General features: G+C 57.8%; 13 protein-coding genes, 1 tRNA gene and 3 pseudogenes. 10 read left to right on the top strand and 7 right to left on the bottom strand.

Features of this window, described 5'->3' with window-relative positions:
• The first annotated feature begins 25 nt into the window (after positions 1 to 25).
• From LZG00_11660 to LZG00_11635, 6 genes and pseudogenes are all read left to right on the top strand, one after another.
• Positions 26 to 862, top strand: a complete 837-nt coding sequence (locus tag LZG00_11660; protein ID MCF3594651.1) for a GMP synthase — start codon at positions 26 to 28, stop codon at positions 860 to 862.
• 101 nt (positions 863 to 963) lie between these two features.
• Positions 964 to 1,053: transfer RNA gene (locus tag LZG00_11655), tRNA-Ser, on the top strand.
• Between the two features lie 151 nt (positions 1,054 to 1,204).
• Positions 1,205 to 1,885, top strand: coding sequence for an Arm DNA-binding domain-containing protein (locus tag LZG00_11650; GenBank protein ID MCF3594650.1), 681 nt, complete (start codon positions 1,205 to 1,207; stop codon positions 1,883 to 1,885).
• Positions 1,886 to 1,916: 31 nt separating this feature from the next.
• Entirely contained in the window at positions 1,917 to 2,624 is a 708-nt protein-coding gene (locus tag LZG00_11645; GenBank protein MCF3594649.1) for an IS6 family transposase, read from the top strand.
• Between the two features lie 53 nt (positions 2,625 to 2,677).
• Positions 2,678 to 3,097: pseudogene (locus LZG00_11640) on the top strand (transposase).
• A 74-nt stretch (positions 3,098 to 3,171) separates the two neighbouring features.
• Positions 3,172 to 3,482 (top strand): annotated as a pseudogene (locus LZG00_11635) (transposase).
• Between the two features lie 483 nt (positions 3,483 to 3,965).
• Here LZG00_11635 and LZG00_11630 read toward each other — a convergent pair.
• The 7 genes from LZG00_11630 to LZG00_11600 all read right to left on the bottom strand — a co-directional run bounded on the left by LZG00_11630 (position 3,966) and on the right by LZG00_11600 (position 13,575).
• Positions 3,966 to 5,399: an aldehyde dehydrogenase family protein gene (locus tag LZG00_11630; GenBank protein MCF3594648.1), complete on the bottom strand. Its 1,434-nt coding sequence runs from the start codon at positions 5,397 to 5,399 to the stop codon at positions 3,966 to 3,968.
• A 45-nt stretch (positions 5,400 to 5,444) separates the two neighbouring features.
• Positions 5,445 to 6,650 carry a M20 family metallopeptidase gene (locus LZG00_11625; protein ID MCF3594647.1) on the bottom strand — a complete coding sequence of 402 codons (1,206 nt, stop codon included), beginning with the start codon at positions 6,648 to 6,650 and terminating at the stop codon, positions 5,445 to 5,447.
• Positions 6,637 to 8,499, bottom strand: coding sequence for an ABC transporter ATP-binding protein (locus LZG00_11620; protein MCF3594646.1), 1,863 nt, complete (start codon positions 8,497 to 8,499; stop codon positions 6,637 to 6,639). The genes LZG00_11625 and LZG00_11620 overlap by 14 nt, the downstream gene beginning before the upstream one ends.
• A gap of 6 nt (positions 8,500 to 8,505) precedes the next feature.
• Positions 8,506 to 9,342 (bottom strand): ABC transporter permease, encoded by an 837-nt coding sequence (locus tag LZG00_11615; protein ID MCF3594645.1) that lies wholly within the window; start codon positions 9,340 to 9,342, stop codon positions 8,506 to 8,508.
• Positions 9,343 to 9,346: 4 nt separating this feature from the next.
• Positions 9,347 to 10,288, bottom strand: coding sequence for an ABC transporter permease (locus LZG00_11610; protein ID MCF3594644.1), 942 nt, complete (start codon positions 10,286 to 10,288; stop codon positions 9,347 to 9,349).
• Between the two features lie 87 nt (positions 10,289 to 10,375).
• Positions 10,376 to 11,965, bottom strand: coding sequence for an ABC transporter substrate-binding protein (locus LZG00_11605; protein MCF3594643.1), 1,590 nt, complete (start codon positions 11,963 to 11,965; stop codon positions 10,376 to 10,378).
• Positions 11,966 to 11,982: 17 nt separating this feature from the next.
• Positions 11,983 to 13,575, bottom strand: a complete 1,593-nt coding sequence (locus LZG00_11600) for a GMC family oxidoreductase N-terminal domain-containing protein (GenBank protein MCF3594642.1) — start codon at positions 13,573 to 13,575, stop codon at positions 11,983 to 11,985.
• A 65-nt stretch (positions 13,576 to 13,640) separates the two neighbouring features.
• On the opposite strand from LZG00_11600, the gene LZG00_11595 reads away from it, so the two are divergent.
• The 4 genes and pseudogenes from LZG00_11595 to LZG00_11580 all read left to right on the top strand — a co-directional run bounded on the left by LZG00_11595 (position 13,641) and on the right by LZG00_11580 (position 18,237).
• Positions 13,641 to 14,936 carry an AraC family transcriptional regulator gene (locus LZG00_11595; protein ID MCF3594641.1) on the top strand — a complete coding sequence of 432 codons (1,296 nt, stop codon included), beginning with the start codon at positions 13,641 to 13,643 and terminating at the stop codon, positions 14,934 to 14,936.
• Between the two features lie 103 nt (positions 14,937 to 15,039).
• Positions 15,040 to 15,357: pseudogene (locus tag LZG00_11590) on the top strand (IS6 family transposase).
• Between the two features lie 861 nt (positions 15,358 to 16,218).
• On the top strand, positions 16,219 to 17,196 hold the full coding sequence (locus LZG00_11585) for a fumarylacetoacetate hydrolase family protein (protein MCF3594640.1): 978 nt from the start codon (positions 16,219 to 16,221) through the stop codon (positions 17,194 to 17,196).
• An 18-nt stretch (positions 17,197 to 17,214) separates the two neighbouring features.
• Positions 17,215 to 18,237, top strand: a complete 1,023-nt coding sequence (locus LZG00_11580; GenBank protein ID MCF3594639.1) for an ABC transporter substrate-binding protein — start codon at positions 17,215 to 17,217, stop codon at positions 18,235 to 18,237.
• Positions 18,238 to 18,261: the final 24 nt, after the last annotated feature.

Below are 18,261 nucleotides of genomic sequence, written 5' to 3'. Positions count from 1 at the left end.
GCGCGGTTTTCCGGTGGAGAAAAGCATGGCGTCATTCAATCACACGGTTGCGCGGTTTGCAGTCTGGAACCTTGCGGGAAATGACCGATTTCCCGGCGGGGACGGCGACGGGATTTCCCCCGAGGATCGCAAATCCTGGCATCAGGTTCTCGGGCTGGCGCTTCTGGACGCCGAGTTTGTCACGCTGGTCGAGGTGTTTCCGGAGAGCCATATTGATCTTCTGGCAGAGCGGCTGGCCGAGAAGGGGCTGGATTATGCTGTTACCCACATGGCGCAGCCGCATAGCCATCTGGGCATAGGGTTTCTGCACAAGCCGGGCGTCGAGGTGAGCAATCCGCGGTTTGTTCCGGGGTCGCAAGGCAGCTACCTTGGCGGACGGCAAGCCATTGCTGTCGATGTGCGGATCGGCAAGCGGTTCAAGGCGGTGGTGATCGGTGTGCATCTGAAATCGGGGCGCGACGGCGATGATCAGGCCAAGCGTGACAGCCAGTGCCGTGTGATCGGGCAATGGATCACCGAGTTGCATGCCACGCCGGGGTACAAGCAGCATGCGATCCTGTTGATGGGAGATTTCAACATGATCCCCGGCCAGGATGTGAGCAATTTTCACCATCTGGGCGGCGAGGATGTGATGGATTTCGTGTCCTGCTGGGATCTTCAGGACCGCTATTCGCATATTCTCGAAAGCGGGCGGGCCAATCTTCTGGACGGCTTCGCGGTCAGCCGGAGGTTCTCGACCCGTTACATTTCGGGGAGCCTTCGGCTGTTTCCAATGCATTGGACGTTGAAGATGGGACGCGAGAAGTTTCGCGCACAAGTGTCCGACCACCTGCCGTTTGTGGCCTCGTTTCGGGTATTTTGAAGCCGTTTTGCGGTGTGGGGTGGTCGGACAGGGCAATGAAATGTCGCACAGGCTCGAAAGCGGCTTGCACCTCTCTTGTGCCTTTGTGTAAGACGGTCGGCGGAGCGGTGGCCGAGTGGTCGAAGGCGCACGCCTGGAAAGTGTGTAGGCGGGGAACCGTCTCGAGGGTTCGAATCCCTTCCGCTCCGCCAGAACCTCATTTCATACGATTTCAATGGGCCGCCTTGGGCGGCCTTTTTCCTTTGTTTGTATGGGCTTTATGCCGTCCTAGGTTTGTCTTGAGTTTCTTTCGATGATGTCTATATTTGTTCCTTGAGTGGTATGGAATGTGGTATTTATTAGATGGCCCTATCTGGCAAGTTGACCAAAAAGCTGGTTGAGAATCTTGGTGCTGGACGCCACGGGGACGGCAATGGTCTCTATCTAGTGGTTGATCCATCGGGCGCGCGGCGCTGGATTGTGCGAGTCGTGGTGAAGGGCCAGAAGAATAAGAAGGGTGGACCGCTGCGCACTGACTTTGGATTAGGTGGTGCAGACATCGTGACGCTGAACCAAGCGCGTGAACGGGCTTTGGAGTATCGGCGTATGGCCAAGCAAGGGCTGAACCCGCGATTCAATGCGCGTCAGGAAGTGCCAACCTTTGAAGAGTTCGCCAAGCAGGTGCATATTGACCGGATGCCCACTTGGAAGAATGCCAAGCATGGCCAGCAATGGATTAACACCTTACGAGATTACGCTTTCCCCAAGATCGGGCGTATGCCGGTTGATAGTATCGACCAGCCCGAAGTGATGATGTGCCTTGCGCCGATCTGGACCGAGAAGCACGAAACCGCAAGGCGACTGGCCCAGCGTATCAAGACGGTGCTGGATGTGGCGCGCTCCAAAGGGTTCCGCGATGGCGAAAACCCGGTCACGGCGATCAAGGACGCACAAGCCTTGCCCAAGGTCAAAGCCAAGCCAAAGCATCACAAGGCGATGCACTGGAAAGACGTGCCAGGGCACTGTCAGAGAAAACTGGCTTGAGAAGGGCAGGGTGGTTTTGTAGCGTGGTCGGATGACAAAACGCAGCCCTTTTCGCTACTTCAAGACGAGCCCCGAAATTATCCGTTTAGCGGTGATGATGTATGTCCGGTTTCCGCTTTCGCTTCGGAATGTGGAAGATCTCTTGCACGAGCGCGGCATCGATATCAGCCATGAGACAGTTCGTTTCTGGTGGAACAGATTTGGCCCGCTGTTCGCCGCAGAGATCCGTAAAAACCGGGTTAGTCGACTCCGCGCATACTCAAATTGGCAATGGCATCTGGACGAGGTTTTCGTGAAAATCAACGGTGAACTGCACTATCTTTGGCGAGCTGTGGATCACGAGGGCGAGGTGCTCGAAAGCTATGTCACGAAACGGCGTGATCGCAAGTCGGCATTGAAATTCCTCAGAAAATCAATGAAGCGCTACGGTAATCTGGAAGTAATCGTCACTGATAGACTTCGGTCATACGGTGCGGCGATGAAGATTGTGGGAAATGTTCATCGACAAGAATCGGGCCGTTGGCTGAACAATCGGGCGGAGAATTCCCACCTGCCATTTCGACGAAGGGAAGGGGCGATGCTCGGGTTTCGCAGCACGCGAAGTTTGCAAAAATTTACCGCCATCCACGCCTCGGTTTACAGTCATTTCAATTCGGAGCGCCTTCTCTACTCACGACAGAATTTCAAGCTGAACCGAACCGCCGCCCTGGCTGAGTGGCGTCAGTTGGGTGTCGCATAAGGGGCAGCTTCACTGTCCTTGTGGAGACTGGTTCGCATTCGTCTGACAGCTCCCTCTGGCGGGCTGTTGATCACGAAGGCGAAGTCCTTGAATCTTATGTCGCCATATGTCGAGATCGGAAAGCTGCATTGAAATTCTTACGAAAATCAATGAAGCGATACGGCAATCCAGAGATCATCGTGACCGACAGACTGCGATCTTATGGCGCTGCAATGAAGGTCATCGGTAACGCCCAGAAACAGGAAACAGGCCGCTGGCAGAACAACAGAGCAGAAAATTCTCACTTGCCATTTCGACGACGAGAACGGGCGATGCTGCGTTTTCGGCAGATGCGAAGTTTGCAGAAATTCGTCGCCGTCCACGCCTCAGTTCAGAACCGTTTCAACCAGGAGCGCCAGCTTTACTCACGGACCAATTTCAAGCTGAACCGGGCTGCCGCTCGGGCCGAGTGGCGCCAGTTGGGCTTGGCATAAGGGGCAGCCTCACTGTCCTTGTAGAGACGAGTTCTCTTCCGTCTGATTGTGTGGACGGCTCCGACCGAACCTGCTTCAAGAACGGAAGACAGTTTGCTGCTTGGCTTGGGCTCGTCCCGAAACAGCGATCCAACGCGGCAAAACGCGCTTGTTTGGGATCAGCAAGCGCGGTGATAGATACTTACGCACCTTGATGATCCATGGTGCCCGCGCCGTTCTTGCGAAGGCCGGTGGCAAGACGGATGCCAGAAGCCTTTGGATCGGACGCATGCGTGACCGGCGGCACCCGAATGTGGTTGATGTCGCACTTGCAAACAAGAACGCGAGGATCGTTTGGTCAATCTTGTCCGGTGGCAAAGAATATCAACCTGCTGTCTCAATATAAGAAGAAACTGAACAGCAAAAACAGGAGGACAAACCCCGAATATTGCAGCAACTTGGCATGGGATGGTAACATGACATGAACCGTTGCTTCTTGAACCTGGTGTGTGGATCGGCACAGCAAAGCTGATGCCTTGGAGCCAATGAGGGGGAGGCACGCGGAAATCCATCGAGGCTCGCGGTGACAATGTAGTGGGCCGCTCATTGAAGCCGGATATACGTCAGCAATCGTGATCCTGAACCAGACCACCCAAAACCGTTGCAATAAGGTGTGGTCCATATAGGTCCACACATGACACCACCCTCGGAGAGGCTGTCAGGGCGTTAGAGATTGATCGTTTGATTGGCACCAGCATGCGTACTTCATCAAGACCCCGGGCAGATGTATCGCGCATAGAAGCCAATCAAACGAACGCAACCTGCCAAGATCATCAAAACTCCAATTGAACCTCGCAAAAAGTAGCCGTCCACAAATGCCAGCATTCTTTCAGCCCAACCCAGCTGCAGCGGCACCCATGATGGCCTTGGTTTCAAGGTATTCCTCAAAGCCTTCCACCCCGCCCTCGCGCCCATTGCCGGACTGTTTCATGCCACCAAAAGGGACTGTGAAATCTATGGCAGAATAGTTCAGGCTGACATGACCGGTCGTCAGGCGGGAAACTAACCGGCGGGCCAGTTTGCTATCTCCAGTCTGCACGAAGGATTGCAGGCCATAGGGGGACGCTTCGGCCAGTTCGATGGCGTGGTCAATGTCGTCATATGCTTGAATCACCACGATCGGGCCGAAAACCTCTTCACGGGCGATGTCCATGCCCGGCTCGGCAATGACAACTGTGGGTGCAAGGAAGAATCCCTGGTTAAACGCCCGTGGGCGATCCGGGCCGCCACAAAGGATGCGCGCGCCGTCGTCCTGAGCTTTTGTAATAAGCTTGCGTAGCATGTCGAACTGCGCTCCAGAAGCGACCGGGCCAATTTCAGTTTGCGGGTCCAGCGGGTCGCCGACGATCAGGGATTGCGCCTGCTCGGCCGCCACCGAGGCTGCCTGTTCCAGCCGGTCCTTGGGTATCAGGATCCGGGTGGGCGCGTTACAGCTTTGCCCGCTGTTGCGGGTGGCGCGAATGACGCCTTCGCGCACGGCGGCTTCGATATCGACATCCGCCAGGATGATGTTGGCTGCATTGCCGCCAAGTTCTTGTACTACGCGCTTTACGCTTGGCGCGGCAGCCTGGGCCACTCGGATGCCCGCCACAACGGACCCGGTAAAGGACACCATCCGAACATTGGGGTGTGACGCCACAGCCGCCCCTGCAGCCTGTCGGCCGATAACCAGATTGAAACCACCTGTGGGCAGATCGCTGGCCGCAATGATTTCGGCTAGAATGATCGCCACGGTCGGGGTGATTTCGCTGGGCTTCAGTACCATCGGGCAGCCGGCGCCGATGGCAGCGCTGACCTTGATGCTGATCAGGTGCAGCGGCCAGTTCCACGGTGAAATAAGGCCTGCAACGCCGATCGGTTGACGGATGATCAGGCTGTCGCCGCGCATCTCGGAAAACCGGTAAGTCTTGAGATAGCGCATGACGTTTCTAAAGTGGCTAACACCGTTCACCACATGCGGGCCACGGGACAGGAACAGCGGGCTGCCCATTTCTTCGGTGATGCATTGCGCGATGTCTTCGGCGCGTTGCTCTAGGCCGACGGCGATCTGCTCAAGTATGCGCATCCGGTCGTCAACCGACAATGCCGCCATCGCCGTGGCTGCCGCAGTGGCGGCCTGAACTGCGGCGTCGACATCGGCCGCGCCACCGCCCTGAATGCGGCGGCAGACCGCTTCGGTCGCCGGATTGATGACGTCAAATTCGTCGGCTTCGAGGGGCGTGCGCCAACTGCCATCAATGAAGATGCCTTTGCATAGGGTCATTTGTGATCTCATTTATCATTGTGTGTATTCGAGTGTTGGTATCGGTCAGCCCGCGCGGGTGAAAAACATATCCACGAGCGAGGTCCACCATGCGGCGCCATGCGTCAGGACATCGTCGTTAAAGTCATATGCGGGGTTGTGAACGCTGGGTCCGTCGCCCGTGCCAAGCAGGCCATAGGCCCCGGGCCGCTGTTGCAGCATAAAGGCAAAGTCTTCCGATCCGGTACCCTGCGGCATCGCCTGTACGCCGGCGGCGCCAAAGACCGGGGCCGCGGCATTGCGCGCCAGATCCGCCGAGGCCGGGTCATTCACCAGCGCCGGATAGCGATGTTCATAGTCGACGCTGGCGTGGCCGCCATGGGCCCCGGCGGTCATCGACACGATCCGGCGGATCGCCGTTTCGGCCATGGCCTGAACCGCAGGATCAAAACAGCGTACCGTACCTGCGATGCGCACCTCGCCCGGTATCGCGTTTATCGCCTCGCCTGCGGAAATCTGCGTGCATGACAGCACGACGGGCGCAATCGGATCGGCCATACGTGATACGACCGACTGCAACCCGACAAGGATATGCGCGCTGATCAGGATCGGATCGACGGCCAGATGCGGCTTGGCCGCGTGGCCGCCCTTACCCGTGACGGTGATGTGGAACAGGTCATACCCGGCCATCACCGGTCCGGGTGAAATCGCGAACTGGCCGACCGCAAGGCCGGGGCGATTGTGCAGGGCAAACACGGCATCCACGGGAAAAAGATCAAACAGGCCCTGATCCAGCATCACTTTCGCGCCGCCTTCGTTTTCCTCGGCAGGCTGGAAGATGAACACGACACGGCCCGCAAAACCACCCCGGGTCGCCAGATGTTTCGCGGCCCCCAGCAGCATCGTGGTATGACCATCATGGCCACAGGCGTGCATCTTGCCCGGCGTTCTGGATGACCAGGGCAGGTTGGTCTGCTCGACAATATCCAGCGCGTCGATATCGGCGCGCAGGCCAACCGATGGCCCCGGTGTGCCGCTGTCCAGAACCCCGATCACGCCGGTGCCTGCCAGCCCCTCATGCACCTTTATACCCCCGAACGCGCGCAGCTTGTCCGCGATGAACCGGGCGGTTTCGACCTCTTCAAAGGCGGTTTCGGGATGGGCGTGCAGATGCCTGCGCCAGATGGTCATGTCGTAGGCCAGCGCCGCGATGCCATCGGGGATCTGCAAGGTCATTTCCGCGGGCAGATCTGCTGTATCATTCAAGGACATAATGCCCACCCCCAAGGTTGCGATAACTGCGCGCGGCATCGTCCCGGCCTGCGCTTTCATCGCGCTGCACGGGTTCTGATTGCACCGGACCGATGGATTGGCGGCGGTCCGGATCGGGCACCGGCACCGCAGACAAAAGCCGCTGGGTATAGGGGTGGGTCGGATTGTCGAACACCGCCATTCGCGGGCCTATCTCGACGATTTCACCGAAATACATCACCGCGACCCGGTGGCTAAGCCGTTCGACCACCGCCATGTCATGCGAGATGAACAGGAACGCGATGCCATAGCGATCCTGAAGATCCATGAACAGGTTCAACACCTGGGTTTTCACCGACACATCCAGCGCCGAAACCGCCTCGTCCGCGACAATGACTTTCGGGTTCAGGGCCAGCGCGCGGGCGATGCAGATGCGCTGCCGTTGCCCGCCCGAAAATTCGTGCGGGCGGCGTGATATCATGTCGCCGCTCAGCCCGACTTCTTCAAGAAGTCGGCGCGCTGTCTCAAGCGCTTCGGACCGGCTGACGCCGTGGGCCATAAGTGGTTCGCTGATCGCATCTCCGATGCGCAGGCGGGGATTGAGGCTGGCGTAGGGATCCTGAAACACCATCTGGATGTTGCGCCGCACCTGTCGCAATTCAGCAGCATTCGCGCCCGACATGGTTTGGCCACCAATCGTGATCTCGCCGCCGCTAAGCGGCTGAAGCCCCAGAACGCTGCGCGCGATGGTCGATTTCCCACAGCCGGATTCCCCGACGATGGACAGCGTTTCACCCGGATTGAGATCAAAGCTGACGCCTTTGACCGCCCGGATGATGTCCTTGCCAAAGATGGATTTGCGCGACGGCACCTGGTAGTTGATCTTGATGTCGCGCACCGTCAGCGCCGGACCTGCCATCGACGGTTTGGACGGCTCGAATGTGGCGGGCGCATCTGCGGGCGTTTCCTCGTCGCGCAGCACCGGAAAGCGTTCGGGATGCGCAATGCCGCGCATGCTGCCGATCACCGGAACCGCCGACAGAAGGCGGCGGGTATAGGGCTGGGTCGGGGCCTGAAAAATCTGCCGTGCGGCGCCTTTTTCGACCATCTCGCCGTTGCGCATCACGATGATTTCGTCCGCGACCTCGGCCACGACACCCATGTCGTGGGTAATGAACATGATCGCGGTATGATCCTCGGCCTGGATCTGCTTGAGCAGGTTCACGATGTTGGCCTGCGTAGTCACATCCAGCGCGGTCGTCGGTTCATCCGCGATCAACAGATCGGGGCTGCAGGCTAGGGCCATGGCAATCATCACCCGCTGGCGTTGTCCCCCCGACAACTGATGCGGGTAGTCCTTCAGCCGCTGGCCCGCGTTCGGGATCTGGACCTTGTCCAGAAGCCGGGTGACCTGTGCCGACATCTTGGCGCCCTCTTCGCGGTCGTGGCGGCGGATGACTTCTTCGATTTGAGGCCCGATCGGCAACACCGGGTTGAGCGAGGTCATCGGTTCCTGAAAGATCATGCCGATACGGTCGCCGCGGATGTCCTCCATCGCGCGCGGCGGCAGCAACAGCAGGTCTTGTCCGTGCAGAAACACCTGCCCGGTGGTCTTTGCGCCCTTGTCCATAAGCCTCATAATCGACAGGGCGGTGACGCTTTTGCCCGAACCCGATTCTCCGACGACGGCAAGGGTCTGCCCCTTCCGGATGTCGAAGGACATGTCGCGCACCAGCGAGATGTCCTTGCCTTGACCACGGACTGAGGTGCCAAAGCCGCGTACGGACAGGGCCACGTCGGTTCCGGGATGTGGCGCCGAGGTGATCGGGGAGGTGATCGGGTCAATGTGTGAGATGGGTGTAACGGTCATGGTCAATTACCTCGACGACTTCGGATCAAGCAGATCGCGCAACCCATCGCCCATCATGTTGATTGCGAAGACTGAGATCGACAGGATCAGGGCCGGGAACAGGATGATCAGGAATTTCACCTGCCAGAGGGTGCGGCCTTCTGCGATGATGTTGCCCCATGATGGGATCGCAGGCGGTGTGCCGGCGCCGATGAAGGACATGATCGCCTCCATGATCATCGCGGCGGCGAAAATATAGGTGGCCTGCACGACCAGCGGTGCAAAGGTGTTGGGCAGGATGTGGCGCGCGATGATCGTCGGCGTCCGGGTGCCCGACACAATGGCGGCCTCGACATAGGTGCGCTCGCGCAGCGACAGAACGCTGCCCCGCACTACCCGGACGACGCGCGGCACTTCCGACACCGTTATGGCGATGATGACATTCAGCACCGACCCCTGCATCAATGCCGTCATCGCGATGGCCAGCAGGACGGCCGGGATCGACATCAGGCCATCCATGATCCGCATGATGATCATGTCGGCAAACCGGAAATATCCTGACACAAGGCCGATCAGCAGGCCAAACACTGTCGCCAGGATCGCGACCGAAAAGCCGATCAGCAAAGACACCCGGCCACCATACAGAACCCGTGAATACAGGTCGCGACCATAGGCGTCGGTGCCGAACCAGTATTCTGACGACGGATCCTTGGTGCGGTTCAGAAAGCTCATCTCCATCGGGTCGATTGTGCCCATGTAGGGCGCGAAGATCGACAAGATCAGGATCAACAGCAGAACGGTCCCACCGACCACAATGCTGGGATTGCGCAGCGCCGAGCGCCAGACGGAATGTTGTGGATACATGGGATCAGTACCGAATTCGGGGGTCAAGCATCACATAGACGATGTCGACCAGAAGATTGACCAGAACGTAAAGCAGAGAAAACAGCAGCATAACGGCCTGAATGACGGGATAGTCGCGCCGCAGGATCGCATCGACGGTCAGGCGGCCAAGGCCGGGGATGCCGAACACGCTTTCGGTCACCACCGACCCACCGATCAGCAGGGCGACGCCAACGCCGATGATCGTCACGATGGGGTTCGCGGCGTTGCGCAATGCATGCAGGAACAGGATGCGTCTGCGCCGCAGCCCCTTGGCGCGCGCGGTACGGATGTAGTCTTCCGACAAAACCTCAAGCATCGCCGCCCGAGAGATCCGCGCGATCAACGCGACATAGACCAGCCCCAGCGACACCGAAGGCAGCACAAGATGATGTATCCATGGCCAGAAACCTTCGCTTAGATAGGCATAGCCCTGCACCGGGAACCATCCGGCCTTCAGCGCGAATTCGCGTGCCAGAACATAGCCGATGATGAAGATCGGGATCGAGAACGCCGAAATCGCGAACAGCATGACAAGCCGGTCGATCAGGCTGTTGACGTTGGCGGCGGCGAAAATGCCCAGCGGCACGGCGATCACTACGGCAAAGATGATGGTCAGTACCATCATCGATACGGTGGGCTCGATCCGCTGCAGGATCAAATCGGAAACCGGCGCATTGTTAAGAATGGAATGTCCGAAATCCAGTCGGACGATATCGTCCAACCAGCCGATATAGCGGACGAGAAAAGGATCGTTCAGACCCAAGGATTCGCGGATTTTGGCAACGTCTTCTGCGGTCGCGGTCGGTCCCGCAACCACCAGCGCCGGGTCACCGGGCGTAAGGTAGAGCAGCGAGAAAACGAACAGCGACACGACGAAAATTACCGGAATGATCGAAAGGATTCGGTTGACAATCGACTTGTACACCAGCGCGGCTCCTGTCCTGAAAGCGGATTGGGCGAGGGTGCGGCGGCCCGCTGGGCATGGTCCACAGGGCCGCCGCCTTGGTTAAGATCAGTTCTTTTGCAGTTCCCAGAAGACCGGGATGGCCGAGGGGATGATGCCGGTCACGTTCTTGCGGAAGGCCGCCGGTTGCGCGATTTGGCCCCACATCACCGCCGGAACCGTCTCAAAGGCGCGTTCGGAAATTTTGTCGGCAAGGTCCTGACGCTCTGCCTGGGTGGTAGCACGCGGGAAGGCGGCCAGGTATTCGCCAACTTTCTCGTCACAGTTCCAGCCGGCATAGTCGATGCAGTTGCGGGCGATGAAATAGTGGGTGATCGGCAAGGCGAGGTCGAGACCGATGCCATGAACGCCGAACAGGTGCCAGCCCTCGGGGGTGCTGCGGTTGCTCAGAACCGACGCCCAATCCATCGCTTTCAGTTCGACATTGAAGCCGACCTGACGCATCCATTCATAGGCCACTGCCGACGAAACGCGGGTGGCGTCGATGTCTGTTGCCTGCAGGATCGTGATAAGCTCACCGTTGTAGTCGGTCTTGGCCAGTGCTTCCTTGGCCAGCTCGACTGAGGTTTTTTCCGGTGCGATCGAACCCGCTGTCGTTTCATACGGGGTGCCGCACATGAAGAACGACTTGCAGCCGGGCACCATATAGTCGCCGGACAGGCCAAGCGCCGTTGGGATCGAATCCTGATCGACGATGTTCCACAGTACGCGGCGGATTGCCGGATCGTCGAAGGGCGGGTTGCGGTGGTTCAGACGCAGATAGCCCTGGTACATGTTGACGCCGCTGAAGGTCAGGACGTTGATGTCGGGGTCACTTTCCAGCATCGGCAGCAGATCGAACGGCGGATACTGGACATAATCCACCTCGCCCGCGGTCAGGGCGGTTGTGGCGGTGGTGCTGTCGGGCAGAACCTTGATGATCAGCTCATCAACATTCACGACCTTGCCGCCGGACAGGAAATCGGCCGGTTCGTCGCGGGGGATATAGTCTTGGTTTTTTGCCAGAACCATCGAGTCGCCCTGACGGTGGTTGGCTTTGCTGTAGACATAAGGCCCCGAACCCATGACTTCCTGAAGTTGCTCGCTGGCCGGGGTGTCGGCAAGGCGCTTGGGCATCATGAAGGGGGTGGGCGAGTTTGGATGGCCAAGGGCCGTCAGCATCAGGCCGAAAGGTTCGTTCAGCGTGATGGTAAAGGTCTTGTCGTCCGTCGCCGTGATTTCGGTGGTGGCTTTTTTCAGCAGGCCACCAAGGGTTGCCTTGGTCCACCAGCGGGTGATCGACGCGACGGTGTCCTCGGCGGTGACCGGGGTGCCGTCGTGCCATTTCAGGCCGTCGCGCAGCGTGAAGGTCCAGACCAGCTGATCGTCACTGGTCGTCCAGCTGTCGATCATCTGGGGGTGCATTTCGCCCGCACTGTCCATGCCGAACAGGGTGTCATAGACCATGTAGCCGAAGGTCCGCGAGATGTAGGCCGTGGTGAAATGCGGGTCGAGGGTTACGATCTCGGCCTCAAGCACAGCGTTCAGCGCCTTGGTGTCTTGCGCAAACGCAGCGGTTGAAAGGCTGGAGTGCGCCACGACAAGCGCAACGGCGGCCCCCAATAGTCTTGTGGTTAGTCTTCTGGGTATCTTTGTCATTCTTTGTTTCTCCTCTTTCATGTTGCGTCCTTGATAAAACTCGCGGCCTTTTCGCCAACCATTATCGTGGTGGCATTGGCGTTGCCGCCGATGTGATCGGGAAAAACCGATGCGTCAGCGACCCAAAGACCGTCCAGCCCGCGCACCCTGAGGTCCGGCGTGACGACCGACCCCGGATCGCTTCCCATCCGGCAGGTGCCGGCGGGGTGATAGAAGGGTCGGGTGAAATCGCGGATGTATTTGTCATCCTTACCTTCGTTCGGATCCGGAATGTCCAGAAACCGCAGGAACTGGCTTTTCAATGGTTCGGTGCGGACCAGTTGGCGTATCCATGCCAGGGCGCGCTTCATTGCATCGGTATCGGCGGGATCGTCCAGAAACCTTGGAAAGATGCGGATAGGGTCGGCCGGGTTTGCCGACGCAAGGTCAAGTTGGCCACGGCTGACCGGATAGTTGGCATTGACCAGAATGGTGACCAGATTTCGCTGTGGAAAGATCCGGCGGTCATTCTTCATGAAGCTGCCATAGGGGAACAGCAGGAATTGCATGTCGGCTTCGCTGAGCTCTGTTTGCGAGCGGAAAAAGCCGATCAGTTGCGCCGAGGGCGTGCCCATCGGCCCGCCACCGGACATCAGCCAGTTCGCCATCGCCATGGCACCGCGATCAAGTCGGCGAAAGGCGTTGGCGGTCGGCATCTTCAGTTCGGCCAGCACATACATGCCGGGGTGTTCCATCAAGTTCGCACCGACCTGCGGACTTGGTATCTGCGTTTCAATGCCGTGGCGCGCCAGCTGCTTTGGGTCACCGATGCCCGACAGCATCAGGATTTGCGGGGTGTTGATCGCCCCGGCACACAGCACCACTCCGGCGCGGGCCGACAGGTTTCGCACCTTGCCCTTGCGCTCGATCTCGATCCCGTCGGCGCGTCCGGCCGACATGGTCACCTTGCGCACTAGCGTCCCGTCGATGGTGATCAGATTGCGGCGCCCGAGGTTGGGTTTGATATAGGCATCCCAGGACGAACAGCGTTTGCCGTTTTTCGTCGCCCCCTGATTCCAGGCGATGCCTTCTTCATCGGCACCGTTCAGATCCTCGACGGCGGGTAGGCCGGTGTTGGCCACCGCTTCCATGAAAATCTTGCTGACCGGATGGCGAAAGCTGACCTGTTCGACATTCTGCGGGCCAAGCGCGCCGCGATACTGGTTCGGCCCGAAATCCGATGTCTCAAGCTTGCGGAAGACAGGCAGGACATCGTCCCAGCCCCAGCCAGTGTTGCCCATGGATTTCCAGCGTTCGAAATCAACCTTCCGTCCGCGAATGTAGATCATGCCGTTGATCGCGGAAGAACCACCCGGAACACGCCCGCGCGGCCAGTTTTCGACCAGACCATCGCGCGTCGGATCGGGTTCGGTCTTGTATTTCCAGTCGTACCGGTCATTGCCGATCGTATACAGCAACGCGGCGGGCAGGCTGGTCACATTCAGCTTTTCCCGATTGCCGGATTCAATCAGTGCGACCTTTTTGGTGCCATCCTCGGATAGCCGCGCGGCCACGGCGCATCCAGCGCTTCCGGCGCCGACGACAATGAAATCGAACTCGGTGGTTTCCATGTTTTGCTACCGTATGATCCGTGCTTTTCGCGACACGGTTACCCGGCCACGACTTTTCAAAGACCTTGTTTGACGATGTGATTTTAGTCAACAAGACCAGCGGCCCGGACTTATGGGCAATGCACTTTCTTTCTCTCCGGCGGCGCTGCAGCCCTTTTGAAGCTTTTGTTTATGTAATTTTGTCAGTGTCTTACATAAGATCCCTGTCTTATCGATCGAAGATTCCCGAAAAGCCGACCGTCAGCGAGCAAGCTTTACAAGCTGGATTGTCGCTCATAAGCTTGGGTCATGGCCACGTTCGGTGCGCCCTAGGGTTTGCTTTGCCGCAATACCTGCGTCGACCGTACATACTGGCTGCCTTTCCTGATTTCCGAGGTCTGCTGACTGTCATGCAACAACCGGTTTACGAATGGTCTGCTCCTGCCGCGATCGCTAACACGATCGCCACCGGCGGTGTGCGCGATTGCATCAATCGAAAGCTAGTTGGCAAGACGTGGCATCTGGAACCGAGCAACGCCTCTGTTGGCGGCTTTTTGGTTGACGGCCACTATGCGACCGATTTCACCCAGGATTTCAGCGGCGGATCCTGGATTAAGATCCGCCTGCAAGTGAGCGGCCATGCGGAAATGAGCTTTGACGGAAGCAGGCGCCAACCGGGTGTATCAGGTGCGCGTCTTTTCGTGATCAGCCACAAGGGGTCTTCGCGCAAGACCCAGCATTTCTCGACCCGATCACACGAAAAGGTCGTAACGATGCGCATCGACTGCGATGCGAACGGGATGTTCCTGCCCGACATCGCCGACGGTTCGACTCTGCAGCAAGACCTGTCAGGGGCACTTGGCGAAACCGAGACCCTGCGCAGCCTTGCCCTGCCCAGAATCCTGCAACGCCAGGCCGATACGATCCTGCAAGGGATGACCCGATGCCCGGCCGATGTCACGCAAAGCCGGTTTCTGAACTTGTCCGACAAATGCCTTAGCTACGTCGGAAAGTGCCTGCTTGGGGCCACGCCTGAACCGGGGCTTGCCGGCATGCGGGCGGAACGCATCGTTCGAACCGCGCTTGACATCATCGAAAGCGATCTGGCCTCGCCGCCGGATCTGCCAAGGCTTTGCCGATTGGTGGGCGTCAACCGGAACATGCTGAACACCGCCTTCCGCCAGATCACCGGCGAAACGGCCTATACCACCCTGCGTGGCCGCCGGATGGAGGTCGCCCGTGAAGCGCTTTTGGGATCGTCGCTGTCGATAACAGAGATTGGACATTTGGTGGGCTACACGCAGCTGGCCAACTTCTCTGCTGCTTATAGGCAGACCTTCGGTATTTCCCCGTCACAGGAATTTGAACGACGGAACCGGTAAAGCCAACGCGAGGCGATTCTAGATCTGTCGCGGTTTATTCCGGCACGGTTCTGTCAGAGCAAAATCGGTTGAGGCGGGCAGCGCGAGCAATTAGCGTCGCGGGATGACAAAATACAGCCCCTTTCGCTACTTCAAGACGAGCCCGGATGTCATTCGCCTGGCGGTGATGATGTATGTCCGCTTCCCGCTTTCACTTCGCAATGTCGAGGATCTGCTGCACGAGCGTGGCATCGACATCAGCCATGATACGGTTCGGTTCTGGTGGAATAAACTTGCCCCGATGTTTGCGGCAGAGATATGCAAGAAACGGGTTCGGCATCTGCGCGCCTACTCGAACTGGCAATGGCATCTTGATGAGGTTTTTGTGAAGATCAACGGCGAGAGGCGTTACCGCAGGCGGGCAGTCGACCACGAAGACGAGGCGGCTGAATTTACGAGTTGGATCTAAGTCTCTTTTGCATCTGTTGGGATTCGAACTGGCAGTCTGACACAATAAAATCAATAACTTAGAAGGTGGAGAAGGTTCGCTACCAGTCGCGTTCCCTTCGCCACTTGCCCTTGAGAAACTGTTCTCCCGATCCGGCTTTGGCAGGATTTTTCCGTTGTTTTAAAGGGTTATGCGGGATTGGCTGAACACCGACAATTGTGCCCGGACGCGTTAAAGCGTTCTCTCGGGCCAATATTCTCCGGACCTGATGACTTCGCCGATTTGGTGAATGGATCTGTAAGCCATTGATTTTGATGTACTGTAAGTCGGCTCGAGAATTTACTTCGACGCCAGTCTCGTGCGGCCAGATGGAACTGAAATCGAAACTTTTGGAAATATTTAAAGAGGCATGGCTCAAGTGACGTGCTGCTATGCAGAGGAAGACACCAAGGGCGGATTCTGTAGAGGAACTCACCTGCAATTGGAGCGTTCTCGCTTTTTGCTATTGAGGCCAGCTTCGTCGCCTCCGAACCGTAGCTCGGAGCGCACCATTTTTCTGGATCTGGGTGGCTCAGATGATGCTATGGCCTCTTTCTGGATGGTCTTGGGCCTGAGCTTGGCGAGCTTTTTGAGGTTCTGTGCGATGGCGGCGAGGAGGAACCATCCCTGGCCCCGTTCTTGAACCCAAAAGGCCACCGTTTCCCTCAGTCTCTTTTGTCCAGGGCACTGCATAAAGCTGGGCTCGTGTATTCAAATTTACGCTGAAAGCTAACCCTTGCGCAGAATCAAATTGACACGGAATAAATTGCGCCTTTAGTATCGCTAGAGGATATACTGTATCGTCAGGAGAGACAAATGAAGCTTGCAGTCGTGAATTTGCCCGTTCAGGGACCAACCGCCATAGCCAGCGCTGATGGTGAAATCTTTGTCGGGCTGGCGGACCTGCTTCGTGATCTGGGTAAAGAAGATCTTGCTGTTGCCATTGGCTATCTTGGATTGAAGGCTTTTGTTCAGGCAGCGGGAGAGACACCTGCTCTGACGGAACAGGTTGCAGACGCTTTGGCTAGGACGAAGGGAGGTGGTCTTGATCTGCTTGGCTCGCAATGGATGGCCCCCCTGAGCAATCCCAACGTTGTCTGTGTGGCCAACAACAACACGGCCTTTGCCAAGGATATTGTTTCGGGGCCCAAGCATCCGGCACTGTTCAATAAACCGACTTCGGCATTGATCGGATGTGACCAACCGATTGAGCTGCGCAAGGAATATGGTATCACCTATCCTGAACCGGAACTTGCTGTGGTGTTGGCCAAGCGGCTAAAAAATGCCAGCCCGGACGAGTGTCGGACAGCAGTGTTCGGCTATACTATCCACAATGACGTCACCTCGGCATCAATGCGTATGGAAGACACCTTTCACCTGCGCGAAGCCAAGGTGGGCGACGACGGCGGGTATGAGATGATCGAAAGCCACTCCTCGTATCCAGGGCGCTACAAGGGGGCCGATACCTTTGGACCGATGGGCCCATGGATCGTGACGGCGGACGAAATTCCAGACCCGCACGCGCTCGCCGTGGAATGCTGGATGGAAGATGAGCTGGCCTATTCGGATAACACCCGGAACCTGACCCACTACACGCCGGACGTGGTGTCTTGGGCGTCACATTATCAGACACTCAACCCCGGCGATATCGTATCTATGGGTACCGCGTCGGACCCGGGCGGAGAAACCGGAGATACACCACAGGTCGCCACCGACATGAGCAACGGCTGCAAATCGGTTTCGGTTAGGATCGAAAAAATAGGTGCGCTGAACAACAGTGTAAAAATGATATAACTTCAGGAAGGAAAAATCATGCACAAGAGAGCAATCGCAACCATTCTGCTGGCGCCGCTCGCACTATCCACGCCCGCGATCGCGGACACCATAACAGTCGCCGCTTGGGGCGGTAGTTATCAGGATGCCTTGCGCGCGTCGTTCTTTAAACCCGCGGCAGACCAGCTCGGTATCACCATCGAGGAAGACAATCTGTCCACCGGTCTTGCTGACATCCGCTTACAGGTCACCGGCAATGCGGTGCATTGGGATCTGGTTGATCTATCTGCCGAAGAATGCGTCGCAGGGGCCAAGGAAGGCCTGTTCGAACCGATTGATTACAGTATCGTTGGCACCGATGGCATCGACCCCGCGCTGGTGCGCGACGACTGGGTCGGATTTCTCTATTATTCCGTAGTGCTGGCCAACAGCACCAAAACAGATCAACAGGTACCGGCCAACTGGCAGGAATTTTTCGACGTCGAGAAATTCCCGGGCCGACGATCGCTCGGAAGCATTCCGTCCGAATCTCTGACAATTGCCGCGATGGCGGATGGCACGCCTCTAGATCAGGTCTATCCGGTGGATATCGACAAGGCTTTTGCCAAATTGGAGGAGTTGAAGCCCAATGTCACTGCGTGGTGGGGGACCGGCACGCAGGCGACGACGCTTCTGGTCGACAACGAAGTGGATTTTGGCAGCAGTTGGAATGGCCGTATCACAACGCTCAAAAACGATGGTGCGCCGGTCGACTTCACGTTGGAAGGCGGGGTGCTGAATGCCGATTGTCTGGTCATTCCGAAAGGGGCAAAAAACAAGGAGGCCGCGATGAGGGCGATGGCGTTGTTCGTCTCACCGGAATTGCAGGCCAACCTGCCCAAGCACTCGGCCAACGGACCGATCAACCTAAAGGCGTTCGAACTGGGGACGTTGACCGACGAGGAAATGGCTGGCGTCATCTCGTCAGCAGAGAACCTGAAAAAGCAGGTCTTGATCGATCCCGATTTTTGGGGCGACAAGATGGTTGACGTGCAGGTCCGCTGGCAGGCGCTTGTTCAATAACCAGACAGAGGCAAGGACAAACCC

The organism is Rhodobacteraceae bacterium LMO-JJ12 (assembly GCA_021555075.1).
Taxonomy (GTDB): domain Bacteria; phylum Pseudomonadota; class Alphaproteobacteria; order Rhodobacterales; family Rhodobacteraceae; genus JAKGBX01.
This window is presented reverse-complemented; position numbering and strand designations above follow the sequence as displayed.

Excerpts from the sequence above, each read along its gene's own strand:
- LZG00_11660 (MCF3594651.1), top strand. The coding sequence starts at position 26 with ATGGCGTCATTCAATCACACGGTTGCGCGGTTTGCAGTCTGGAACCTT.
- LZG00_11650 (MCF3594650.1), top strand. The coding sequence starts at position 1,205 with ATGGCCCTATCTGGCAAGTTGACCAAAAAGCTGGTTGAGAATCTTGGT.
- LZG00_11645 (MCF3594649.1), top strand. The coding sequence starts at position 1,917 with ATGACAAAACGCAGCCCTTTTCGCTACTTCAAGACGAGCCCCGAAATT.
- LZG00_11630 (MCF3594648.1), bottom strand. The coding sequence starts at position 5,399 with ATGACCCTATGCAAAGGCATCTTCATTGATGGCAGTTGGCGCACGCCC.
- LZG00_11625 (MCF3594647.1), bottom strand. The coding sequence starts at position 6,650 with ATGTCCTTGAATGATACAGCAGATCTGCCCGCGGAAATGACCTTGCAG.
- LZG00_11620 (MCF3594646.1), bottom strand. The coding sequence starts at position 8,499 with ATGACCGTTACACCCATCTCACACATTGACCCGATCACCTCCCCGATC.
- LZG00_11615 (MCF3594645.1), bottom strand. The coding sequence starts at position 9,342 with ATGTATCCACAACATTCCGTCTGGCGCTCGGCGCTGCGCAATCCCAGC.
- LZG00_11605 (MCF3594643.1), bottom strand. The coding sequence starts at position 11,965 with ATGACAAAGATACCCAGAAGACTAACCACAAGACTATTGGGGGCCGCC.
- LZG00_11600 (MCF3594642.1), bottom strand. The coding sequence starts at position 13,575 with ATGGAAACCACCGAGTTCGATTTCATTGTCGTCGGCGCCGGAAGCGCT.
- LZG00_11585 (MCF3594640.1), top strand. The coding sequence starts at position 16,219 with ATGAAGCTTGCAGTCGTGAATTTGCCCGTTCAGGGACCAACCGCCATA.
- LZG00_11580 (MCF3594639.1), top strand. The coding sequence starts at position 17,215 with ATGCACAAGAGAGCAATCGCAACCATTCTGCTGGCGCCGCTCGCACTA.